The following is a 20,672-nucleotide window of genomic DNA, read 5'->3' as shown; positions in this document are numbered from 1 at the left end:
TCAAAGACGATGTTCGAGAAGATTCTGGTTGCAAATCGTGGAGAGATCGCGATCCGCGCGTTCCGCGCAGCGAATGAGTTGGGGGCGCGCACGGTTGCGGTCTACCCATACGAGGATCGCAATTCCCTGCACCGGCTGAAGGCCGACGAGGCCTACCTGATCGGCACCGAGGGCGGCCCCGTCCGCGCGTACCTCGACATCGCCGAGATCGTGCGGGTCGCCCAGGAGTGCGGCGCTGACGCGATCTACCCCGGCTACGGTTTCCTCTCCGAGAACCCCGAGCTGGCGGCGGCGGCAGCAGCAGTTGGAATCACCTTCATCGGCCCCGGGCGCAAGGCCCTCGAGATGGCGGGCAACAAGGTTGCGGCCAAGGAGCACGCGATCGCGGCCGGAGTGCCCGTGCTGCGCTCCACTCCCCCGTCACAGGACATCGACGCGCTCATCAAGGGCGCCGAGGAGATCGGCTTCCCCGTGTTCGCGAAGGCGGTCGCCGGTGGCGGCGGGCGCGGCATGCGTCGCGTCGAGCGCGCCGAGGATCTGCGGGAGGCCCTCGAGGCCGCGATGCGCGAGGCCGAGAGCGCCTTCGGCGACGCGACGATGTTCATCGAGCAGGCCGTGCTTCGCCCGCGCCACATCGAGGTGCAGGTGCTCGCAGACGGCACGGGAGAGGCCGTCCACCTGTTCGAGCGCGACTGCTCGGTGCAGCGCCGCCATCAGAAGGTCGTCGAGATCGCGCCCGCGCCGAACCTCACACAGGAGCAGCGCGACGCGATGACCCGCGACGCACTCGCGTTCGCGAAGTCCATCGGGTACGCGAACGCCGGCACCGTCGAGTTCCTGCTCGACACCGAGGGCGACCGCGCCGGCGAGCATGTGTTCATCGAGATGAACCCGCGCATCCAGGTCGAGCACACGGTCACCGAGGAGGTCACCGACGTCGACCTCGTGCAGTCGCAGATGAGGATCGCGGCTGGCGAGACCCTCGCCGACCTCGGCTTGACGCAAGACAAGATCAAGCTGCACGGTGCAGCGCTTCAGTGCCGCATCACGACTGAGGACCCCGCGAACGACTTCCGCCCCGACCTCGGCCGCATCAGCGCCTACCGCTCGCCCGGCGGCGGCGGCGTGCGCCTCGACGGCGGCACCATCAACCCTGGCTCCTACATCAGCCCGCACTTCGACTCGATGCTCGCGAAGCTCACCTGCCGCGGCCGCACCTTTGAGGACGCGGTCGTGCGCGCCCGCCGCGCGCTCGCCGAATTCCGCATCCGCGGCGTCGCCACGAACATCCCGTTCCTGCAGGCCGTGCTCGATGACGCGTCGTTCCAGGCGGGCGACGTCTCGACCTCGTTCATCGAGGAGCGCCCCGAACTGCTCACGCTGAACAAGCCGCAGGACCGCGCGACCCGCCTGCTTCAGCACCTCGCGAACGTGACCGTGAACCAGCCGCACGGCGCGCGCCCGCAGACAATCGAACCGCAGGTGAAGCTGCCCGCGCTCGACCTCGACGCTCCCGCGCCGGACGGCGGTCGCCAGCGACTGCTCGAGCTGGGCCCGGAGGGCTTCGCGAAGGCCCTCCGTTCGCAGACCGCGCTTGCAGTCACCGACACCACCTTCCGCGACGCGCACCAGTCGCTGCTCGCGACCCGGGTGCGCACACGCGACCTCGTCGCCGTCGCGCCGCATGTGGCGCGGATGACGCCGCAGCTCTTCTCCGTTGAGGCCTGGGGCGGCGCGACCTACGACGTCGCGCTCCGCTTCCTCGGCGAGGATCCCTGGGAGCGCCTCTCTGCGATGCGCGAGGCTCTGCCGAACGTGCCGATCCAGATGCTGCTGCGCGGCCAGAACACGGTCGGCTACACGCCCTACCCGCCGAAGGTTGCACAGTCGTTCGTGCAGGAGGCCGCGGCGACAGGCGTCGACATCTTCCGCATCTTCGACGCGCTCAATGATGTGAATCAGATGCGGGTCGCGATCGATGCCGTGCGTGAAACCGGCACCGCTGTCGCCGAGGTCGCGTTCTGCTACACGGGTGACCTGCTGTCGCCGAACGAAGACAAGTTCACCCTCGACTACTACCTCGCGCTTGCCGAGCGCATTGTCGAGGCCGGCGCCCACGTGCTCGCGATCAAGGACATGGCGGGCCTGCTCCGCCCGGCCGCTGCCGCGAAGCTCGTGACCGCGCTCCGCGAGCGGTTCGACCTGCCGGTGCACCTGCACACGCACGATACCCCGGGTGGCCAGCTCGCGACGCTGCTCGCGGCCTCGGCTGCCGGCGTCGACGCCGTTGACGCAGCGTCGGCCCCGATGTCGGGCACCACGAGCCAGCCGTCGCTCTCGGGCCTCGTCGCATCGCTCGCGCACACCGACCGCGACACCGGCATCGACCCCGAGGCCGTCTACGCGCTCGAACCCTACTGGGATGCCGTGCGCACGCTCTACAAGCCGTTCGAGTCGGGCCTCGCGGCTCCGACCGGGCGCGTCTACACGCACGAGATCCCAGGCGGGCAGCTGTCGAACCTGCGCCAGCAGGCGATCGCGCTCGGCCTCTCCGAGAACTTCGAGAAGATCGAAGACATGTACGCGGCGGCTGACCGCATCCTCGGACGCATCCCGAAGGTGACCCCATCGTCCAAGGTCGTCGGCGACCTCGCGCTGCACCTCGCGGCCGTCGACGCCGACCCCGCCGACTTCGAGGCGAACCCCGAACGCTACGACGTGCCCGACTCGGTCGTCGGCTTCCTCGCTGGCGAACTCGGTGAGATTCCCGGCGGCTGGCCCGAGCCCTTCCGCTCGAAGGTGCTCTCGGGGCGCAATGTTTCGATCGAGGTCGCCCCGGTCTCGGCCGAGGACGAGGCCAAGCTCGACGGCGACAGCGCTTCGCGCCGCGCCACCCTCAACCGCTTGCTCTTCCCCGCGCCGACGGCGCAGTTCGAGGACGCGCGTGAGCAGTACGGTGACCTCTCGGTCGTCGACACGGGCGACTACCTGTACGGCCTTGACGCGAACGCCGAGCACGCGATCGACCTGAGCCGGGGCGTGCGCCTCTACGTCGGGCTCGAGGCGATCGGTGCACCGGACGAGAAGGGCGTACGCACCGTTATGGTGCGCGTGAACGGCCAGCTCCGCCCAGTGTTCGTGAAGGACGAGCGCATCGCGGTCACCGCCGAGACCGCCGAGAAGGCCGACCGCACCGTCGCCGGCCAGATCGCCGCACCGTTCTCCGGCACCGTCACCGTGAAGGTCGCCGAGGGCGAGTCGGTCGCGGCGGGCCAGGCGATCGGCACGATCGAGGCCATGAAGATGGAAGCCGCGATCACCTCGCCCGTCGCGGGCGTCGTGAAGCGCCTCGCGTTCGAGGGCACGCGCGGCGTCGAAGCTGGCGACCTCGTCATCGTGGTCGAGTAACCCTCCGCGCAAGCTGAGACGAGGGGCCGGGTCCGCTGTTGCGGGCTCGGCCCCTCGTTGTTGCGGGCTCGGCCTGTGGCCGGCGGTGCCCGCCAGCGTCTCAGTCCACCACCCGTTCACACCGGCCAATGCACCCGGAAGTCACCGATGTACCCACTTTTCACGGGGATTTTCCGGGTGCTTCGGTCACTTCCGGGTGAATCGGCCTTCACTTACCCCGGGCTACGCCGGGTTCGGCCCAGCCGCGACCCGAGCAAGTGGGCCACCCGGGCCGCGGGCGTTCCCCACCGCAAAGTTCGCCTTGGTCGGCAGGTAGCGGTTGTCGACAACATCCACGACGTCGCCGTGCTCGTCAAAACTCGAACGCCGCACCCGCAGCAACGGAGCACCGGGCGCGACGCCCATCCACTTCGCCTCTTGCTCGGTCGCTGCCACGGCATCGATGATGTTCTTGGCCGAGATCGGGTACACGTCGTTCTCGCGAAGGATCTGGTAGATGCTGCTCGTATCGAGATCCGCCGCAAGCAGATGCCGACCGCTCTCTATCGGGTACGTGCCGCGCTCCAGCATGACCGGCTCGTCATCGAACATTCGCACGCGAAGCACGAACACGACGGGCTCGCCCGGGGCGATCTGCAGCTCGGCAGCGATGGCCTCGTCCGCCAACATCCGCTTCACCTCGATGGTCTTCTGGCGGGGTTCAAAGCCCAGCTCTTCGGCCCACTCAGTGAACGAGACATAGGTGTCAAACGACTGCGCGGGCACCGCTTTTTGGACGCGCGGCGAGACCCCCCTGCCGCCGACGATGAGACCCTCGGAACGCAGGCGCGCAAGCGCCTGCCTGACGGGGCCGCGTGAGACTCCAAACTCCTCCGTGAGACTGTTCTCACTCGGAACCTGTTCCCCCTGTTTCCACTCCCCCGAGTGGATCCGCGCGGCGAGCTCTTCGTAGAGCTTGAAGTGGAGCGGAGATTTGGACGCCATGAGACCACACTAACCGGCGCGGGTTATCCGCGGTCGCCCGCAAAGTAGCGCAGCACCTCGCGGTGTAGCTCTGGGGTCGCGGCTGCCACGCAGGCCGCCGGATCCTCGATCGTAATCGGTTCTCCGTAGCCGTCGGTGATGACTCCGCCTGCGCCCTCGATGATCGGGACGAGCGCGCACACATCGTAGGCTCCGAAACTGCCGCTGTACCCTGCGATGTCGATCGCCCCGGCGGCGAGCCTGCCAAACCCGTAGGATCCTGCCCCGAATACCTGCCAGGCGACCGCGTCGCCGAGCTCACCCACGCCCGCGGCGTGCTCCGCGCGCACCCGGTCGGGTTGGCTCCACGACATCGTCGCGCCCGGAACGGCGACCCGACCGCTCGTCGAAATCGGGTTTCCGTTCAGCGTGCTCTGGCGGCCTTCGACGCCAAGCCAGCGATCCTGCGACACCGATGCGTCGATGACGCCGACGACCGGCCGCCCGTTGCGGCACAGTGCAATGAGCGTTGTGAACACCGGGATACCGGAGACGAACTGCTTCGTCCCGTCGATCGGGTCGGCGATCCACACGAACTCGGCGTCGGCGCGGTCGGGGGCGAATTCCTCACCGATGAAGCCGTGCTCGGGGAACCGCTCGGCGACGAGCTCGCGCAGCACCGTCTCAACGCCACGGTCGAACTCGGTCACTGGGCTCGCGTCGGCCTTCGTCTCAAACCGGCTGCCTTCGTGGCGCTCAGAGAGAAGCGTGCGCGCGGCGTCTGCAAGCTCGTGGATGAACGTCACGTACTCGTCGACCTGCGGGTGCTCGCTGATTGTCATGGCTTCCTTTCGGGTGGTGCGAAGGCGGTGCAAAGGGGCGCCCCAGAAGCGGGACGCCCCCGGCTACTACAGCGACTTCCAGTACTCGGTGAAGTCGGCACGGCCCTGCGTATCGTCGTCACCGTGGATGTCGACGACATTGAGATCGTCGAGCGCCTTGAAATCGACGATCGAGGCGACATCGATGTCGGTGCGCACGGGGCGCCTGAACGACTGCGCGAGGTTCTCCTCCTGCGCCTTCTTCGACAGGATGACGTCGATGAGCGCCTTGCCGCCGTCGGCGTTCGGGCCGCCCTTCACGAGCAAGACGGAGTCGTGTTCGACGAAGGTTCCGTCTTCGGGGTAGACCATTTCGATGCCGGCCTGCTCGCCCGCGATGTAGGGGTAGATGTTGGATTCGTAGCCGATGGAAACCGCGTACTCCCCCTGCGCGACGGCCGGGTAGACGTTGCTCGTGCTTTCCGTGAGCTCGAGGTTCGCGACAAGCTTCTCAAAGTCCTCCTTGCCCAGCACCTTGTAGGCGCCATACAGGGCGGTGAACCCCGTCGTGGACTGCTCGGGATTCGGCGCGATGACCTTGCCCTTCCACTCGGGCTTCGTAAGCTCGGCCCAACTCTTCGGGGCCTTACCCCCGTCGATTTGGTTGGTGTTGACCATGAACGCCACGACGTGCGCGTTCGCGGCCGTCCACCGGTGGTCGGGGTCGATGAGCTCCTCAGGGATCGCAGCGGCTTCTGGCGAGAGATAGGGCTCAACATAGTCAGCGAAGGCTTCGAACGTCGCGGCGGGTGCGCTGTAGAACACGTCCGCTGCGGGCGCGCCTGACTCGGAGGCGATGCGCTCGAGCAGCGGACCCGAGCTGCCCGTGACGGCCTCGACCTTGACCGCGGGGTCGTGAGCAGCCGCAGCGTCAGTGACGACACCGATGACGGTCTCGTTGTTTGAGCTGTACATCACGGCGCTGAGCTTGTCGCCAGTAGCGCCGCCTGCGTCGCCTGCGTCGCTCGCACAGCCCGTCAATGCGAGCGCGAGGGCCGCGGCGGCGGCACCAATCGTTGTGAGGGCTCTCGATTTCATGGTGGTTCCTTTCGGTTCGGTGGGTGAGGGGGTGCCGCCGACGCTGGCGACGCACCGCTCAGGTGAAGAGGCGGATCTTGAACACTCGCGTCGTGATCACGATCGGCACGATCGCGAGCAGCACGAGGATGAGCCCGTAGGCCGCGGCTTGTCCGTTGAGGCCCGTATTCATGAGCTGGAAGACCTTGATGGTGATGGTCTCCTTTCCTGCGGAATAGACGACGAGGGAGGCGGAGAGCTCGGCGATGATGGTTGTCCACGTGAGCACCGCAGCGGCGGCAATTCCGGGCACCATGAGCGGCAACACAACCTTCAGGAACGACCGGAACGGCGGCACCCCAAGGCTCACCGAGGCGTCCTCAAGCGAGTCAGGGATCGCGTGAAGCGTGGCCGAGGCGTTTCGAATGCCGTGCGGGAGGCGCCGAATCACAAACACCAGGATGATGATCGCGCTCGTCCCGGAGAGGGCGATCAAACTGTTCGACCCAAACGTCGTCATCATGCCGATGCCGAGCACCGTGCCCGAGAGCGCCATCGGCAACATCACCAGGTAGTCGAGCGCGGGGGTGAGGAAGTTCTTTTTCTTCACGATGAGCACGCTCACGATGATGCTCACGATGACGCCGATGGCGCAGGCGATCGCGCCGAACGTGATCGTGTTCAAGATCGGCTGCGGCTCTCGCGCAAGCACCGTCGTGAGGTTCGCAAGCGAGAACTCGCCCCACCTCAGTACTGGCCCACTCGAGGCCGTGAACGCGATCGCGATCACCATGACAAGCGGCAGCGTCGACGCGATGAGTAGCACGGCGGCGATGAGCGAGATCACGATGCCACCCGGCCCGCGAAGCTTCACTGGCGTCCACGAGCGGCCCTGGACCATCTCGTACTGCTTCTTGCCAACGGTGAGGCGTTGGACAAAGAGCACAAGGGCGATGATGCCGATCGCGACCGTGGCGAGTGTCGACTGCATCATCGGGTTTCCCCCGGTCTCTGCGAGAAACACGCGGTAGGTGAGCGGTGCGAGCAGCGGAACCTTCCCACCAATAATCGTCGAGGTCGCGAAGTTGCCGATCGACAGCGTGAACACGAGCAGCGAGGTCGCCGCTACTGCGGGGAAGATCGCGGGGATCATCACCTGCATCCGGGCTTTGAAGGGCGATGCGCCAAGGCTCATCGCCGCCTCCTCAAGCTGCGAGTCGAAGCCCTTGAGCGCCGCGAGCGTACCGAGATAGACGTAGGTGTAGTAGAGCAGCGGCAGGATGAGGATCAACCCGGGCCAGCCATACAGCGAGGGCATCGTGACGCCGAGGGTGTCTCGCATGAAGCGAGTGAGAAAGCCGTTGTTGCCGAGAAACATGAGCCACGCCTGCGTCACGATCACCTCAGGGACAAGGATCGCGGTGATCGGGAGCACGGCGATAAGCGCCTTCGCCCAGAACGTGAACCGCGCCGTGAAGTAGGCGAGAAACACCCCGATTGCGGTCGCGAGCACCGTGACAATGCTTGCAAGCAGCAGTGTGTTGCCAACGGCTTGCAGGTACTTCGGGTCAGCAAAGAACTCAGCCCATCCGCTGAACGGGTTGCCCTCGGTGCTGCGGAACGAACTCAGCAGAATGTTGCCGATGGGCCACGCGACGAACACGAGCGCAAGGACCGTGGCGCCAATCGCGAGCACCAGCCACGGCGAGAAGCGGAACCGCCTGTTCGCCTGCGGGATCCGGTATGCCTGGGTTTCCGTCGAGACGCTCATGATGCGAGTACCAGCGTCTCGGCTACTGGAAACAGCACGTTGACCTTAGAGCCCTGGGCGAACCCGACGGCGTTCGCCGGCTCACTCGTCTCGACGATCACCCCGCCTGCGAGCTGCACGGTGTGCTGCTGAACCCGGCCAAGGTACTGCCGACGCACGACCTCACCGGGAATCAAGGTTCCTTGCTGCCGGGCGGCAGAGCTGCCCGATGCTGCCCCGGTCGAGCCCGCGCCGTCAAGGGCGACGAGGCTGAGGTGCTCGGGCCGCGCGATCGCGAACGCCGTGGAGCCCGAGAGCTCCGCGCGCCGCTGGCCGCGCAACGCGTGGTCACCAAGTCGAACGGTGATCTCTTCGGCCGAGTTCGCCTCGGGTGCGCCCGAAAGCTCGACCGGGATGACGTTAGCGGTGCCAATGAAGTCCGCTGCGTAGCTCGTACGCGGGTGGCGGTAGATCTCGGTCGGCGACCCGAGCTGTTCGATGTTGCCGGAACGGAACAGCGCGATCCTGTCTGACATCGCCAGCGCCTCTTCTTGGTCGTGGGTGACGAACACCGTCGTGATCCCGACCTCGCGCTGGAGATCACTGATCGACTCCCTAATCTGGAGCCGAAGCTTGGCGTCGAGGTTCGAGAGGGGTTCGTCCATAAGCAACACGCTCGGGCGAATCACGAGCGCGCGGGCAAGCGCAACTCGCTGTCGCTGGCCGCCCGAGATCGCCGACGGTAGTCGGTCGCCGAACCCTCCCATGCCGACGCGCTCAAGCGCTTCGGCAACGCGACCGGGGATGTCGGCCCGGTTCACCCCGCGAGCTTTCAGACCGTATGCGACGTTGGTGTTGACTGTCTTGTCGGGGAAGAGCGCGTAGTCCTGGAACACCATGCCGATGTTGCGCTTATGGGTTGGGAAGTCGGTGACGTTCTTGCCGCCGAACGAGATGCTGCCCGAGGCCGGGGTAATGAAGCCCGCGATGGTGCGCAGTAGCGTCGTCTTGCCGCACCCGGAAGGCCCGAGCAGTGTGAAGAACTCGCCGTCTTCGATCCGCAGGCTGAGGTCTGAAATGACGGTGTTGTCGCCGTACGTGATCCGCAGACGTTCGATGTCGATGGCTGTCATGGAGGGCTCCTAGCTACATTGCTCGGTGTGTTGGGAGTCACGCTATCACTAAAATTGCACACTTGTAAATACAAGTGCCTCGCGAAAAATGGCGCAACTATGCGCACCTTTGCCCAATGGCACGCTCGACGGGGTAAACCACACCGAAGAAGTAGCTACTAGTTACGCAACAAAGAGGCCCTACGCCAATGCACCCGGAGGGCACCGATGCACCCACTTTTAGCGCCGCCAAACCGGGCACATCGGTCAACAGCGGGTGAATCGGCCACGCTCGCAGGCGCGCACGCAGCTGAACCGCGTTTGGCCCCTACGCGCCGAGCGCGTCAGCGAGCGCCGTCAGGGTCTCGGTCGTGCCACCGTCGATCCGCACGGCGAGAGATGGGCGCGCGTCGATCGCCGTCGGCCCACGGTTAATGACCGCGAGCGGGTTGCCCAAGCGCTCGGTCTTGTGCACGAGACGCATCCCCGTGTTCACCGCGAGCGAGGAGCCCACGACGAGCAGCGCGGTCGAGCGCGAGACCAGTTCCGCGGCGGCATCGAACACCGCGACGGGCACCGTCTCGCCAAAGTACACGACGTCGGGGCGCAAGGTTCCCCCGCACCCTGGGCAGAGCGGCACCCGAACGGAATCGACTTCCGTGACGAGGGCGTCGCCGTCTGGCGCGACCTCGGCGCCAGCGTTCCGCTCCGCGTAGCCGGGGTTGAGGGTGTCGAACCAGCCGAGCACCTCGCTCCGCGTCCACCGCTCCCCGCACTGGATGCAGCGCATCACCCCACCGCCGCCATGCAGCTCAACCACGGTGCGTGACCCGCCCCGCCGGTGCAGGCCGTCAACGTTCTGCGTGATCACGCCCTCGATGCGCCCAGCGGCCTCGAGCCGTGCGAGCGCGCGGTGCCCATCGTTCGGCTCGACGGTGTTCATGCGGTTCTGACCGATGCGCGCGCCGGCCCAGAACCTGCGCCGGTAGTGCGGATCCTCCGTGAACTGCGCAATGTTCATCGGGTTGCGCGGCGGCGAGCCAGCGCCGCGGTAGTCGGGAATACCCGAGTCCGTGCTCATGCCTGCCCCGGTGAGCACGGCGATCGGGCCGCGCTCAAACAGCGAGACGAGCTGAGCGAGCTTGGCGAGCTGAGCTTCCGAGGTTCCTGCGTTCACGCTCTCGAGCATAGAACCCGACTCCGCCGGAGTCACTGTGCTCTCGCTGCGGGCGTAACCGCACCCGAACACTAGAATCGAAGCATGACCACCGCGCGCGACCAGCTCATCGAACTCATCAAGTCGGAGGCCGTGTTCCACGGCGACTTCACGCTCACGAGCGGCAAGAAGGCCACCTACTACATCGACCTCCGCAAGCTGTCGCTCGACCACCGCGCGGCCCCGCTCATCGGCCAGGTCATGCTCGACCTCATCGCCGACATTGATGGCATCGTCGCGGTCGGCGGGCTCACCATGGGCGCGGACCCGATCGCCTCCGCGATCATGCATCAGGGCGTTGCTCGCGGCGAGGTCTACGACTCGTTCGTCGTGCGCAAGGAGCCGAAGGATCACGGCCGCGGCCGCCAGGTCGAGGGCCCGGACCTCGAGGGCAAGCGCGTCATCGTCGTCGAGGATACGTCGACGACGGGCGGTTCGCCACTGAAGGCCATCGAGGCGCTCGAGAAGGTCGGCGCCGAGGTTGTCGCGGTCGCCGTCGTTGTGGATCGCCAGGCCCCCGCAAAGGCCCGCATCGAAGAGGCGGGCTACGAGTACCGCTTCGCGATCGGCCTCGAAGACCTGGGCCTCGCCCCGCAGTAGCGGCCTGAGGCTCGGGGTTTCCCGGGCTTAATCTCCGGCGACCACCGGGCCCACCGCCGGGACCACTACCAACAAGCAAAGCAGCTCAGACAATGAACGACGCGTCCGTGCGCCCAAGCGCACTCCCCCTCATCGCCATCGGCATCCTGGGAGGGCTGCTCTCGGGCCTCTTCGGTATCGGCGGCGGCACGATCATCGTGCCCGCGCTCGCGCTCTGGCTGAGCATGCCGCAGAAACTGTCGGCGGGCACCTCGGTCGCGGCGATCCTGCCGACGGCGATCGTCGGCGCGACGACCTACGCGCTCCAGGGCAACGTCGACTGGCTCGCCGCAGCGCTGCTCGCCGCCGGCATCGTCGTCGGCGCCCAGGTGGGCAGCCACCTGCTGTCGAAGCTGCCGGTCGGCGCGATCCAGTGGGGCTTCATCGCGTTCCTCGCGGTCGTGATCGTTAGCCTCTGGTTCGTTGTGCCGCAGCGCGACGACCAGATCACGATGACCGCGCTCCTGGGCGCCTTGCTCGTCGTGACGGGCTTCGTCACGGGAATTCTGTCGGGCCTGCTTGGAGTGGGCGGCGGGGTCGTCGTCGTGCCGATCCTGATGTTTTTCTTCGGCGCGAGCGATCTCATCGCGAAGGGCACCTCGCTGCTCATGATGATTCCCGGCTCGCTCTCGGGCACGATCGGCAACTTCAAGCGCGGCAATGTCGACCTGCGGGCCGCCGCCTACATCGGCATCGCCGCGTCGGTCTGCGTGCCGTTCGGGTCGATGTTCGCCGGGTGGATCGACCCGCTCTGGGGCAACATCGCGTTCTCCGCGTACCTCGCGTTCATCGCGACGCAGATGCTCGTACGCAAGCTCAGGAGCAAGGCCGGCAAGTAGCCGCCGAGTAACCGGCAGCGCCGAGGCTAGTCGAGCAGCTCCGCGACCGAGCCGAGCACCTCGTTCGGGCGGAACGGGAACTTCTCGATCTCCGCCTTGTCAGAGATGCCCGTCATCACGAGCACCGTGTGCAGGCCAGCCTCGATGCCAGCGACGATGTCGGTGTCCATCCGGTCGCCGATCATGCCGGTGTTGTGCGAGTGGGCGCCGATCTTGTTCATCGCCGAGCGGAACATCATCGGGTTCGGCTTGCCGACGACGTACGGCTCCATGCCGGTCGCCTTCGTGATGAGCGCGTTGATCGCGCCCGTCGCGGGCAGCACGCCGTCGGGGCTTGGGCCCGTCGCGTCGGGGTTCGTCGAGATGAACCGAGCGCCCTTGTTGATGAGACGGATCGCCTTCGTGATCGCATCGAACGAGTAGTTGCGCGTCTCGCCAACGACCACGAAGTCGGGGTTCGTTTCGGTCATCACGTAGCCGGCGTCGTGCAGCGCGGTCAGGATCCCTGCCTCACCCAGCACAAACGCCGAGCCACCGGGCTTCTGCTGCTTCAGGAACGCGGCGGTCGCGAGCGCGCTCGTCCAGATCCGCTCCTCAGGAACCTTGATGCCGCTCGCCGCGAGCCGGGCAGAAAGGTCGCGGGCCGTGAAGATCGAGTTGTTCGTGAGCACGAGGTACGGCTGCTCGTTCGCCGTCCACTGCGCGATGAGCTCGGCGGCGCCCGGGATGGCCCGGTTCTCGTGCACGAGCACGCCGTCCATATCTGTCAGCCAGCACTCGATGGACGGACGGTCTTGCTGCATCTCGCTCATGCTTCACAGACTACTCCGTGAAGGTGAACGCGACGTAGCTTCGCGGGCCTGGCACACTAGGGGTATGGATGTTCGAGCTGGTTTGCTTCCGCGCCCCGAAGACCTCGTCGATATCGATGCGCTCGTGCGCGCGTACTCGGAGGTCGTGCCCGACCCCGAGGTGCCGGCGCAGCGTGTGGTGTTTGGCACCTCCGGCCACCGCGGTTCCTCACTGACGGGTTCGTTCAACGAGGCCCACATCGCCGCGATCGCCGCCGCGATCGCCGAGTACCGCGAAGCCCAGGGCATCCGCGGGCCACTGTTCATCGGGGCTGACACCCACGCGCTCTCGGCACCGGCGGAGCACACCGCGGTTGCCGTGCTCACAACGCTCGGCGTGCACGTGCTCACGAACGCGGGCCAGGGCGACGAGGCCTTCGTGCCGACCCCGGCGCTGAGCCACGCGATCCTCACCCACAACCGCGGCCGCGACGAGAACGACCCCGAGCGGGCCGACGGCGTCATCATCACCCCGAGCCACAACCCGCCCGGCGACGGCGGCATCAAGTACAACCCGCCGCACGGCGGGCCGGCAGACACCGACGCCACCGGGTGGATCGCCCAGCGCGCCAACGCCCTGCTCGAGAGTGGCGAGTGGTGGGCGCTCGCGGCGCCGCAGCCTCCGAGCACCCCGATCGTGCCCGGCGCATACGACTTCCTCGGCGCCTACGTCGAGGGGCTCGCGAACGCGATCGATATGAAGGCGATCAGGGAGTCAGGTATTCGCGTTGCCGCCCACCCCCTCGGCGGGGCGAGCGTCGCCTACTGGTCGGCGATCCGCGACCGCTATGAGATTGACCTGACCGTGCTCGGGGCCGGCGTGGACCCGCAGTTCGCGTTCCTGCACCTCGACTGGGATGGCAAGATCCGTATGGATCCCTCGTCCGCGCAGGTGATGTCGACCGTCGCGCCGTACCGTGACGAGTTCGCAATCGTCACCGGAAACGACGCTGACGCCGATAGGCACGGGATCCTCACCCGCGATGGCGGGCTCATGAACCCGAACCACTTCCTCGCGGTCGCGATCGACTACCTCCTCGAGCACCGCCCTGATTGGCCCGCGACGGCGGGCATCGGGAAGACGCTCGTCTCTTCGGCAATGATCGACCGCGTCGTCGCCGCGCACGGGCGCCGGCTCGATGAGGTGCCCGTCGGGTTCAAGTGGTTCGTGCCGGGGCTCTCCGACGGCAGCGTCGTGTTTGGCGGTGAGGAGAGCGCCGGCGCGTCCTTCCAGCGGTTCGATGGGACGCCGTGGAGCACTGACAAGGACGGGATCTTGCTCTGCCTGCTCGCCGCCGAGATCCAGGCGGTCACCGGGCGGTCGCCCTCCGAGCGCTACGCGCAGCTCGTCGAGCGGTTCGGTGAGCCCGCCTACGCGCGCATCGACGCCCCCGCGACCGCCGAGCAGAAGGCACGGCTTTCGGCGCTCGCGGCGTCGGACGTTACGGACTCAGAGCTCGCAGGTGACCCGATCACGTCGATCGCGACGGAGGCCTCGAACGGCGCCGCAATCGGTGGGCTGAAGGTCTCGACCGAGCGCGCCTGGTTCGCGGCCCGCCCGTCGGGCACCGAAGACGTCATGAAGATCTACGCAGAGTCGTTCGCTGGGCCGAACCACCTCATCGAGGTGCAGGCAGCGGCGCAGGCGCTCGTCGCGCGGGTGCTCGGCTAGGTTCGCGCGGGCGGGCTAGGCCGCTTGGGCGGGCTGGGTCGCTTGCCCGCACGCGCGCGGTACGCTTGGGAACATGTCGAACGCCTCGGAACCCACGCGCAGTTACTCCTACCTGGGGCCCGCGGGGACGTTTACCGAGGCGGCCCTCAAGCAGGTCGAAGCGGCTCAGGGCCAGACCTGGCGGCCCGTGTCGAACCTTGGCGAGGCGCTTAACGACGTCGTGACCGGTGTGAGCGACGCCGCGATGATCGCCATCGAGAACTCGATTGACGGCGGCGTGACTGTCGCGCAAGACGCGCTCGCGACTATCCCCGGCCTGCGCATCGTCGGCGAGTACCTCGTGCCGGTGCGGTTCGTGCTCGTCGCGCGGCCCGGCGTGAAGCTCGAAGACGTGACCGTGGTCGCGGGCCACCCCGTCGCCTACGGCCAGTGCCGCGCCTGGCTCGACGAGGCCCGGCCCCAGCACCGTCACCTCCCCGCGACCTCGAACGTGCAGGCGGCTGCCGACCTATTCGACGAGGCAAAGCAGGTGGACGCGGCGATCGCGCCCCCCGGTATCGAAGATCACTACGACGTCGAGGTGCTCGCGGAGGGCATCGCTGAGAACCCCGACGCGGTCACCCGCTTCGTGCTCGTCAGCAGGGTTGGCCCCGTCAGCGAGCCGACCGGGGCCGACAAGACGTCGCTCATCGCGGAGCTTCCGGAGGATCGCTCAGGCGCGCTCCTCGACCTGCTCGAGCAGTTCGCGACGCGCGGCGTGAACCTGACGCTGCTCGCGTCGCGCCCCATTGGGGATCGGATGGGCCGGTACCGGTTCGTCATTGACGCCGAGGGGCACATCAAGGATGAGCGCGTTGCCGATGCCTTGCTCGGGGTGAAGCGGTCGAGCCCGAACGTCGTGTTCCTCGGGTCGTACCCGCGGGCCGACAGAGTCTCGGCAGAGATTCGGCCGGTGCACGACGACAACCGCTTCCGCGATGCGCGTGACTGGCTGCGCGAGGTCATCGAGGGCGTGGACCCGGCCTGACGCGCAGCGCGGTGGGAGCCAGCTAAGCCGCCATCGAGGCGTTTCCCCGCAAGGTACCCCCTTGCCAACGGTTGTTAAGGGGGTCTCCTGCGGGGAAGGAGCTCTGCGGGACTTGCGCTGTCGAGGTTCGGCTCTCGCACGAGCACGAGCACGAGCACGAGCACGAGCACGAGCACATGATTCTCTCGGAAGCACATCTTAAGCCTGCCCCATAAGGTGTGCGCTCACTAGAACGATGTGCTGGGGCGGTGTGGTGGGGCCGAGAGCACATAGTGTTCTTGACACCGCACTATTGCGTAATGCACACTAGTGCGTACTGGCGAACAACAAAGGGGGTTCCGGGTGGACGGAACACAGCTACTGAAAGGCGTGCTCGACGCCGCCGTTCTCGCTGTCGTGGAGCGCGAGGACGGCTACGGCTACGACGTCGTCAGGCGTCTCCGCGATGCGGGGCTCGACGAGGTCGGCGACGCCTCGGTCTACGGCACGCTACGCCGGCTCTACGCCGCCGGCGCACTCTCAACCTACGTCGTCCCCTCCGACGGCGGGCCCCACCGCAAGTACTACAGCATCACGCCGAGCGGGCGAGAGCTCCTCGACGAGCAGCGCGGCAGCTGGCGCCAGTTCTCCGAAACCCTCAGTGCGCTGATCTCACCAACGCAGCCACAGTCCCCACAGCCCCCGCAGCCCCCAACACCCTCGACGAGCCCAGAAGGAGCCCCAGCATGAACGTCAGCGCCGCACTCACCAACGCCGAGCGGGCCGAAGCGTTCACCGCCGAGGTTCGCTCCCACCTGAGCGATCTGCCAACGGAAGAGGTCGACGAGCTGCTCGACGGCCTGGGGGCAGACATCACCGAGCGCCTCAGCGAGGGCGACTCCTTGGATTCACTCGGCGACGCCGCTCACTACGCGGAAGAGCTTCGACAGGCCGCAGGCCTCCCCGCCCGTGCCACCACGAAGCCCACGAAGCCGACAGCCGCCGAGCGAGCAGAACGCCTGAAGCAGCGGGGCGCCGAGTGGCTAGACGCGACCCCAGGCAGGCAGGGGTTCCGTGACCTGATGGTCTCCCTGAGGCCCGCCTGGTGGGTGCTGCGTGGCGTCGTCGGCGCGTGGGCGGCGCTGCTCTTGCTCCGCCACCCACTCATCAACGGCGTTCCGGTATCGCTCGGTGCCGCGGCGCTCACGCTCGCGTTCATCGCCGTGAGCGTGCAGTGGGGCCGGGGCCGGTGGCTGCCGCGGCAGTGGCTCGCCCGCGTACGCGACGTCGCGAACGTCGTCGCCGTGATCCTCACCCTCCCATTCCTTGTCACGACCTGGGTGAACGCCAGCACGCCGAACGTCGAGTACGTCGTCGATGACCTGAGCTATCAAGGGCTCGCCTTCAACGGAGGCGAGGTCACCAACATCTACGCGTACGACTGCGCAGGCAACCTGCTCGACGCGGTGCGGCTCTACGACCAAAACGGCAAGCCCATCACCACCATGGGCGAGGACCAGCCGACTCCGCCCGACAGTTGGGTGCAGGGTGAGGATCGCAACTACGCGCACTCCTTCAACCCGATTGCGCGCGACGCCGAGGCGTGGAACGTGTTCCCGCTCGGCAGCGCGCGATACTCCGACGTGACGGGAGAGGCGGGCACTCCCGCCGCCGCAAAGCCCGAAAAGACCGAGCTCCCGCCTCTCTCACGCGACTGCGTCGACCCGGCGGCGAGCGCGGACGAAGCTAGCGGCGGGGCCAGCGGCGAAAAGCCCGGAGACGACGGCGCCGCGGGCGACGAACCCGCGACAGATGGCAACGCCGACGCGACACCCGGAGGCGCCAGCGTGAGCACCACCCCTGCAACCCCAGCGAACCAGCTGGCGGCGAGGTAGTGCGGTGCTATTCAGGCAGCTGCCAGTCGGGAAGCACGCGGACGATGAGGGCACCCGGATCCACCTGGCCGCGGATCTTGACCGCAAGGCCGAAATCATCGCCGTCGAGCTGAACCGGCTCCGGGCCCTCAACGGCAAGCGCGTACTCGCGAGCGCGGACATAGGTCACGTTCTTCGTGTCATTGACGAGGTCGATGATCCGGCGCCCCGTCTTCGTCTTCCGAAGCACGCCGTTCTCCCAGCCGATCTTGTTCCAGATGCGGAGCCACGAGAACGGCCCGAGCGGCCGCAGGGCAACAACGTCGAGTAGCCCGTCGTCGATGCTCGCGTCAGGAATAAGCAGCACCCCGCCGGGCAGGAGCCCGCAGTTGCCAATCATGACGGTGTAGACCGTGAGCCGCTTCATCTCAGAGCCGTCCATCGAGTAGTGAATCTCGAGGGGCTTGTCTTTCACCATGGTGCGCACGCCGGCGTCGACATAGGCGAGCCAGCCGACCCGCTTCTTGAGCTTGGACCTGGTCGCCCGGATCGCGCGCGCATCAAGCCCCATCCCAGCGAGAACGAGGAAGGCGTGCTCTTCCTCCGCCGAAACGCCGTGTTCGTCCTTCGGTCGCACAATCGTCATGCTGCCGAGGTCGATCGTGCGACCGGAACCGAAGAATGCGGCCTGCACCGCCTCCGGGATATCGCCGAGCGGCATCCCGATGTTGCGGGCGAGCAGGTTCCCCGTGCCCTGCGGCACGATCGCGAGCGGCACCCCGGTGTTCCGCAGAGCCTCGGCGATCGCGCGAATCGTGCCGTCACCGCCCGCTCCGAGCACCACGCCCGCCCCCTCGGCGATCGCGCGCTGAGTAGCCCCGACGCCCGCGTCTTCCGCTTCGGTCTCGTACCAGCGAGTGAGCGCCCACCCCGCGTTCGCCTCCGCCGCCGCCACCGCGCTCCGCAGGCCCGCGATGTCAGTTTTCAGCGGGTGGTACACGACTGCTGCGTGCGGCTGCATGCGGCTGGGGACCATAGTCATGGATCAATCGTAGCCGCGACCCCGGGGCGGTAGGCTAGGTGACGTGATCGATCCAGTACTTCTTCGCAACGATCCCGACATCGTGAAGCGCTCGCAGCGCGCTCGTGGCAACGACGAGTCGGTTGTAGACGAGGCGCTCGCTGCTGACGCCGCGCGCCGTGAGGCCCGGGGCGAGTTCGAGCGACTGCGCTCGGAGCAGAAGTCGGTCGGCGAAACCGTCAAGACCGCCGCCAAGGAAGACAAGCCTGCCCTCATCGCGAAGGCACAGGAGTTTGCCGCGCAGGTCAAGGCAGCCGAGGCTAAGGCGAAGGAAGCGGATCAGAGCTTCGAGCGCGTGGCATCGCGCATCGAGAACATCGTCATCGACGGCGTCCCCGAGGGCGGCGAAGACAACTTCGTCACGCTCCGCACCGTCGGCGAGATCCCCGAGTTCGATTTTGAGCCGCGCGACCACCTCGCCCTCGGTGAGCTGCTCGGCGCGATCGACATGGAGCGCGGCGCGAAGGTCTCCGGCGCACGGTTCTACTTCCTCCGCGGCGTCGGCGCCCGCCTCGAGATCGCGCTCATGAACATGGCGCTCGACCTCGCGATGCGCAATGATTTCACGCCGCTCATCACGCCGACGCTCGTGAAGCCAGAGATCATGGGCGGCACCGGCTTCCTCGGCGAGCACGCCGACGAGGTCTACCACCTGAAGGATCAGGATCTATACCTCACCGGCACGAGCGAGGTTGCGCTCGCCGGCTACCACTCCGACGAGATCCTCGACATCTCAGGCGGCCCGGTCCGCTACGCCGGCTGGTCGACCTGCTATCGCAGCGAGGCCGGCTCGCACGGGAAGGATACGCGCGGGATCCTGCGCGTGCACCAGTTCAACAAGCTCGAAATGTTCGTGTACACTGACCCCGCGAACGCGGAGGCGGAGCACGACCGCCTTGTCGCGTGGCAGGAAGAGATGCTCCAGGCTCTCGGCCTGAGCTACCGCGTCATCGACGTCGCCGCGGGTGACCTCGGCTCGAGCGCAGCGCGCAAGTTCGACATTGAGGCGTGGGTGCCGACGCAGGGCACCTACCGCGAGCTCACCTCGACCTCAAACTGCACGACCTTCCAGTCGCGCAGGCTCCAGACCCGTTTCCGCACGGAGAGCGGCAAGACCGCCCCCGTTGCAACGCTCAATGGCACGCTCGCCACGACGCGGTGGATCGTCGCGATCCTCGAAACGCACCAGAACGCTGACGGCAGCGTCACCGTACCCGAGGCGCTGCGCCCGTACCTCGGTGGACTTGAAGTACTCAGCCCGGTAGAAGGAACGTAATCAATGCAGGATCGCCACATCATCGCCCTCGACCTCGACGGAACCGTGCTGCGTCACGGGTTTGAAGGCGCGGGTGACCATGCCGCTGGCGGGATCATTGATCCCGAGCTCGCAGAGGCGATCCGCACGCTGCACGAATCTGGCCAGGAGGTCATTGTCTCGACGGGCCGGTCGGTCGACGCGACCCTGCCGATCGTTGAGCGCCTCGGCATCCGCCCCGACTGGGTGGTGACTGCGAATGGCGCCGTCACGCTGAAGCGTGACCCGTTCGGCACCCGCGGCTACCGTCGCGAGTACGTCGAGGCGTTCAACCCGACCGACGCGCTCCAGAAGATTCGCCCGCAGCTCACGACCGCGCACTTCGCCGTCGAGCTCGCCGACGGCACGTTCCTCTACACGAAGGAGATCCCTTCGGGGACGCTGCCGTCGAACCAGCGCCGCGTGGCCTTTGAGGATCTGCTCGGCGTACAGGCCGCCCGCGTCATCGTGTTTTCCCCCGACTACCGCGTCGAGGAGTTTATGAGCGCCATCGAGTCGCTCGGGCTCACCCACGTTTCGTACGCGGTCGGCACGAGCTCATGGCTCGACATCGCGCCCGACGGCGTGACGAAGGCGAGCGCGCTCGAGGTGCTCAGGGAGAAGCTCGAAATCAACCCGGCGAACGTGTTCGCCGCGGGCGATGGCCGCAACGACATCGAGATGCTCGAGTGGGCCGGCCGCCTCGGTGTCTCTGTCGCGATGGGCCAGGCCGTCGACGCGGTGAAGGCAGCCGCAACGCAGGTAACCGCCACGGCAGAGGACGGCGGGCTCCTCCTCGCCCTCCGTGAGCGCTTCCCCTCGCTGCTCGCCGCGTAAGCAATTTCGCCCGGTGGATCGATTCGTGCCGAAGGTTTGCTAGGCTTTTCGGCGGAGGGTTGTCCGAGCGGCCGAAGGAACTTGTCTTGAAAACAAGCAGGCGGTAACCCCGTCTCAGGAGTTCAAATCTCCTACCCTCCGCCAGGTGAAAGCCCCCGATCAGGTACTTCGGTACCGGGGTCGGGGGCTTTCTCGTGTTTCCGACCTTGGCCCATGAAAGCAAAATTTTGGG

General features: G+C 66.9%; 18 protein-coding genes and 1 tRNA gene. 10 read left to right on the top strand and 9 right to left on the bottom strand.

Features of this window, described 5'->3' with window-relative positions:
* Positions 1-9 precede the first annotated feature (9 nt).
* Positions 10-3,408, top strand: coding sequence for a pyruvate carboxylase (locus FB468_RS11800; protein WP_141887518.1), 3,399 nt, complete (start codon positions 10-12; stop codon positions 3,406-3,408).
* 222 nt (positions 3,409-3,630) lie between these two features.
* On the opposite strand, the gene FB468_RS11795 is transcribed toward FB468_RS11800, so the two are convergent.
* The 6 genes from FB468_RS11795 to FB468_RS11770 form a co-directional block, all read right to left on the bottom strand.
* Positions 3,631-4,392: a GntR family transcriptional regulator gene (locus tag FB468_RS11795; RefSeq protein ID WP_141887517.1), complete on the bottom strand. Its 762-nt coding sequence runs from the start codon at positions 4,390-4,392 to the stop codon at positions 3,631-3,633.
* A 23-nt stretch (positions 4,393-4,415) separates the two neighbouring features.
* The gene (locus FB468_RS11790; RefSeq protein WP_141887516.1) at positions 4,416-5,213 is read right to left on the bottom strand and encodes an inositol monophosphatase family protein; all 798 of its coding nucleotides are present in this window, start codon (positions 5,211-5,213) and stop codon (positions 4,416-4,418) included.
* A gap of 66 nt (positions 5,214-5,279) precedes the next feature.
* On the bottom strand, positions 5,280-6,290 hold the full coding sequence (locus tag FB468_RS11785; protein ID WP_141887515.1) for an extracellular solute-binding protein: 1,011 nt from the start codon (positions 6,288-6,290) through the stop codon (positions 5,280-5,282).
* A 58-nt stretch (positions 6,291-6,348) separates the two neighbouring features.
* Complete coding sequence (locus tag FB468_RS11780; RefSeq protein ID WP_141887514.1) at positions 6,349-8,040, bottom strand: ABC transporter permease; 1,692 nt, start codon at positions 8,038-8,040, stop codon at positions 6,349-6,351.
* Positions 8,037-9,152 carry an ABC transporter ATP-binding protein gene (locus FB468_RS11775; RefSeq protein WP_141887513.1) on the bottom strand — a complete coding sequence of 372 codons (1,116 nt, stop codon included), beginning with the start codon at positions 9,150-9,152 and terminating at the stop codon, positions 8,037-8,039. The genes FB468_RS11780 and FB468_RS11775 overlap by 4 nt, the downstream gene beginning before the upstream one ends.
* A 307-nt stretch (positions 9,153-9,459) precedes the next feature.
* Positions 9,460-10,308, bottom strand: coding sequence for a Sir2 family NAD-dependent protein deacetylase (locus FB468_RS11770; protein WP_141887512.1), 849 nt, complete (start codon positions 10,306-10,308; stop codon positions 9,460-9,462).
* Between the two features lie 84 nt (positions 10,309-10,392).
* Between FB468_RS11770 and pyrE the strand changes: the two genes are divergently transcribed.
* Both pyrE and FB468_RS11760 read left to right on the top strand, forming a co-directional pair.
* The gene (gene pyrE, locus FB468_RS11765) at positions 10,393-10,947 is read left to right on the top strand and encodes an orotate phosphoribosyltransferase (protein ID WP_141887511.1); all 555 of its coding nucleotides are present in this window, start codon (positions 10,393-10,395) and stop codon (positions 10,945-10,947) included.
* 92 nt (positions 10,948-11,039) lie between these two features.
* Positions 11,040-11,825, top strand: coding sequence for a sulfite exporter TauE/SafE family protein (locus FB468_RS11760; protein ID WP_141887510.1), 786 nt, complete (start codon positions 11,040-11,042; stop codon positions 11,823-11,825).
* Positions 11,826-11,851: 26 nt separating this feature from the next.
* On the opposite strand, the gene FB468_RS11755 is transcribed toward FB468_RS11760, so the two are convergent.
* Positions 11,852-12,637, bottom strand: a complete 786-nt coding sequence (locus FB468_RS11755; protein WP_246055859.1) for an HAD-IIA family hydrolase — start codon at positions 12,635-12,637, stop codon at positions 11,852-11,854.
* Between the two features lie 64 nt (positions 12,638-12,701).
* On the opposite strand from FB468_RS11755, the gene FB468_RS11750 reads away from it, so the two are divergent.
* Both FB468_RS11750 and pheA read left to right on the top strand, forming a co-directional pair.
* Positions 12,702-14,348, top strand: coding sequence for a phosphohexomutase domain-containing protein (locus tag FB468_RS11750; protein WP_141887509.1), 1,647 nt, complete (start codon positions 12,702-12,704; stop codon positions 14,346-14,348).
* A gap of 73 nt (positions 14,349-14,421) precedes the next feature.
* Complete coding sequence (gene pheA, locus FB468_RS11745) at positions 14,422-15,375, top strand: prephenate dehydratase (protein ID WP_141887508.1); 954 nt, start codon at positions 14,422-14,424, stop codon at positions 15,373-15,375.
* A gap of 74 nt (positions 15,376-15,449) precedes the next feature.
* Here the strand turns inward: pheA and FB468_RS17580 are convergent, their stop codons facing one another.
* A complete protein-coding gene (locus FB468_RS17580) occupies positions 15,450-15,572 on the bottom strand; it encodes a hypothetical protein (protein WP_281290280.1) in 123 nt (40 codons plus the stop codon).
* A 145-nt stretch (positions 15,573-15,717) separates the two neighbouring features.
* On the opposite strand from FB468_RS17580, the gene FB468_RS11740 reads away from it, so the two are divergent.
* Entirely contained in the window at positions 15,718-16,104 is a 387-nt protein-coding gene (locus FB468_RS11740) for a PadR family transcriptional regulator (protein WP_141887507.1), read from the top strand.
* The gene (locus tag FB468_RS11735; RefSeq protein ID WP_141887506.1) at positions 16,101-17,249 is read left to right on the top strand and encodes a hypothetical protein; all 1,149 of its coding nucleotides are present in this window, start codon (positions 16,101-16,103) and stop codon (positions 17,247-17,249) included. Before FB468_RS11740 ends, FB468_RS11735 begins: the two co-directional genes overlap by 4 nt.
* A 7-nt stretch (positions 17,250-17,256) precedes the next feature.
* On the opposite strand, the gene FB468_RS11730 is transcribed toward FB468_RS11735, so the two are convergent.
* Entirely contained in the window at positions 17,257-18,270 is a 1,014-nt protein-coding gene (locus tag FB468_RS11730; protein ID WP_141887505.1) for a diacylglycerol/lipid kinase family protein, read from the bottom strand.
* A 43-nt stretch (positions 18,271-18,313) separates the two neighbouring features.
* Here FB468_RS11730 and serS point away from each other — a divergent pair, with 43 nt between their 5' ends.
* The 3 genes from serS to FB468_RS11715 all read left to right on the top strand — a co-directional run bounded on the left by serS (position 18,314) and on the right by FB468_RS11715 (position 20,584).
* Entirely contained in the window at positions 18,314-19,585 is a 1,272-nt protein-coding gene (gene serS / locus FB468_RS11725; RefSeq protein WP_141887504.1) for a serine--tRNA ligase, read from the top strand.
* Between the two features lie 3 nt (positions 19,586-19,588).
* Positions 19,589-20,440 carry an HAD family hydrolase gene (locus FB468_RS11720; protein ID WP_141887503.1) on the top strand — a complete coding sequence of 284 codons (852 nt, stop codon included), beginning with the start codon at positions 19,589-19,591 and terminating at the stop codon, positions 20,438-20,440.
* Positions 20,441-20,493: 53 nt separating this feature from the next.
* A tRNA-Ser gene (locus FB468_RS11715) sits at positions 20,494-20,584 on the top strand.
* Positions 20,585-20,672 lie beyond the last annotated feature (88 nt).

It is taken from the genome of Leucobacter komagatae (assembly GCF_006716085.1).
In the GTDB taxonomy this organism is placed as follows: Bacteria; Actinomycetota; Actinomycetes; order Actinomycetales; family Microbacteriaceae; genus Leucobacter; species Leucobacter komagatae.
Note: the sequence above shows the minus strand (reverse complement) of the source record. Positions and strands in the feature narration are given on the sequence as shown.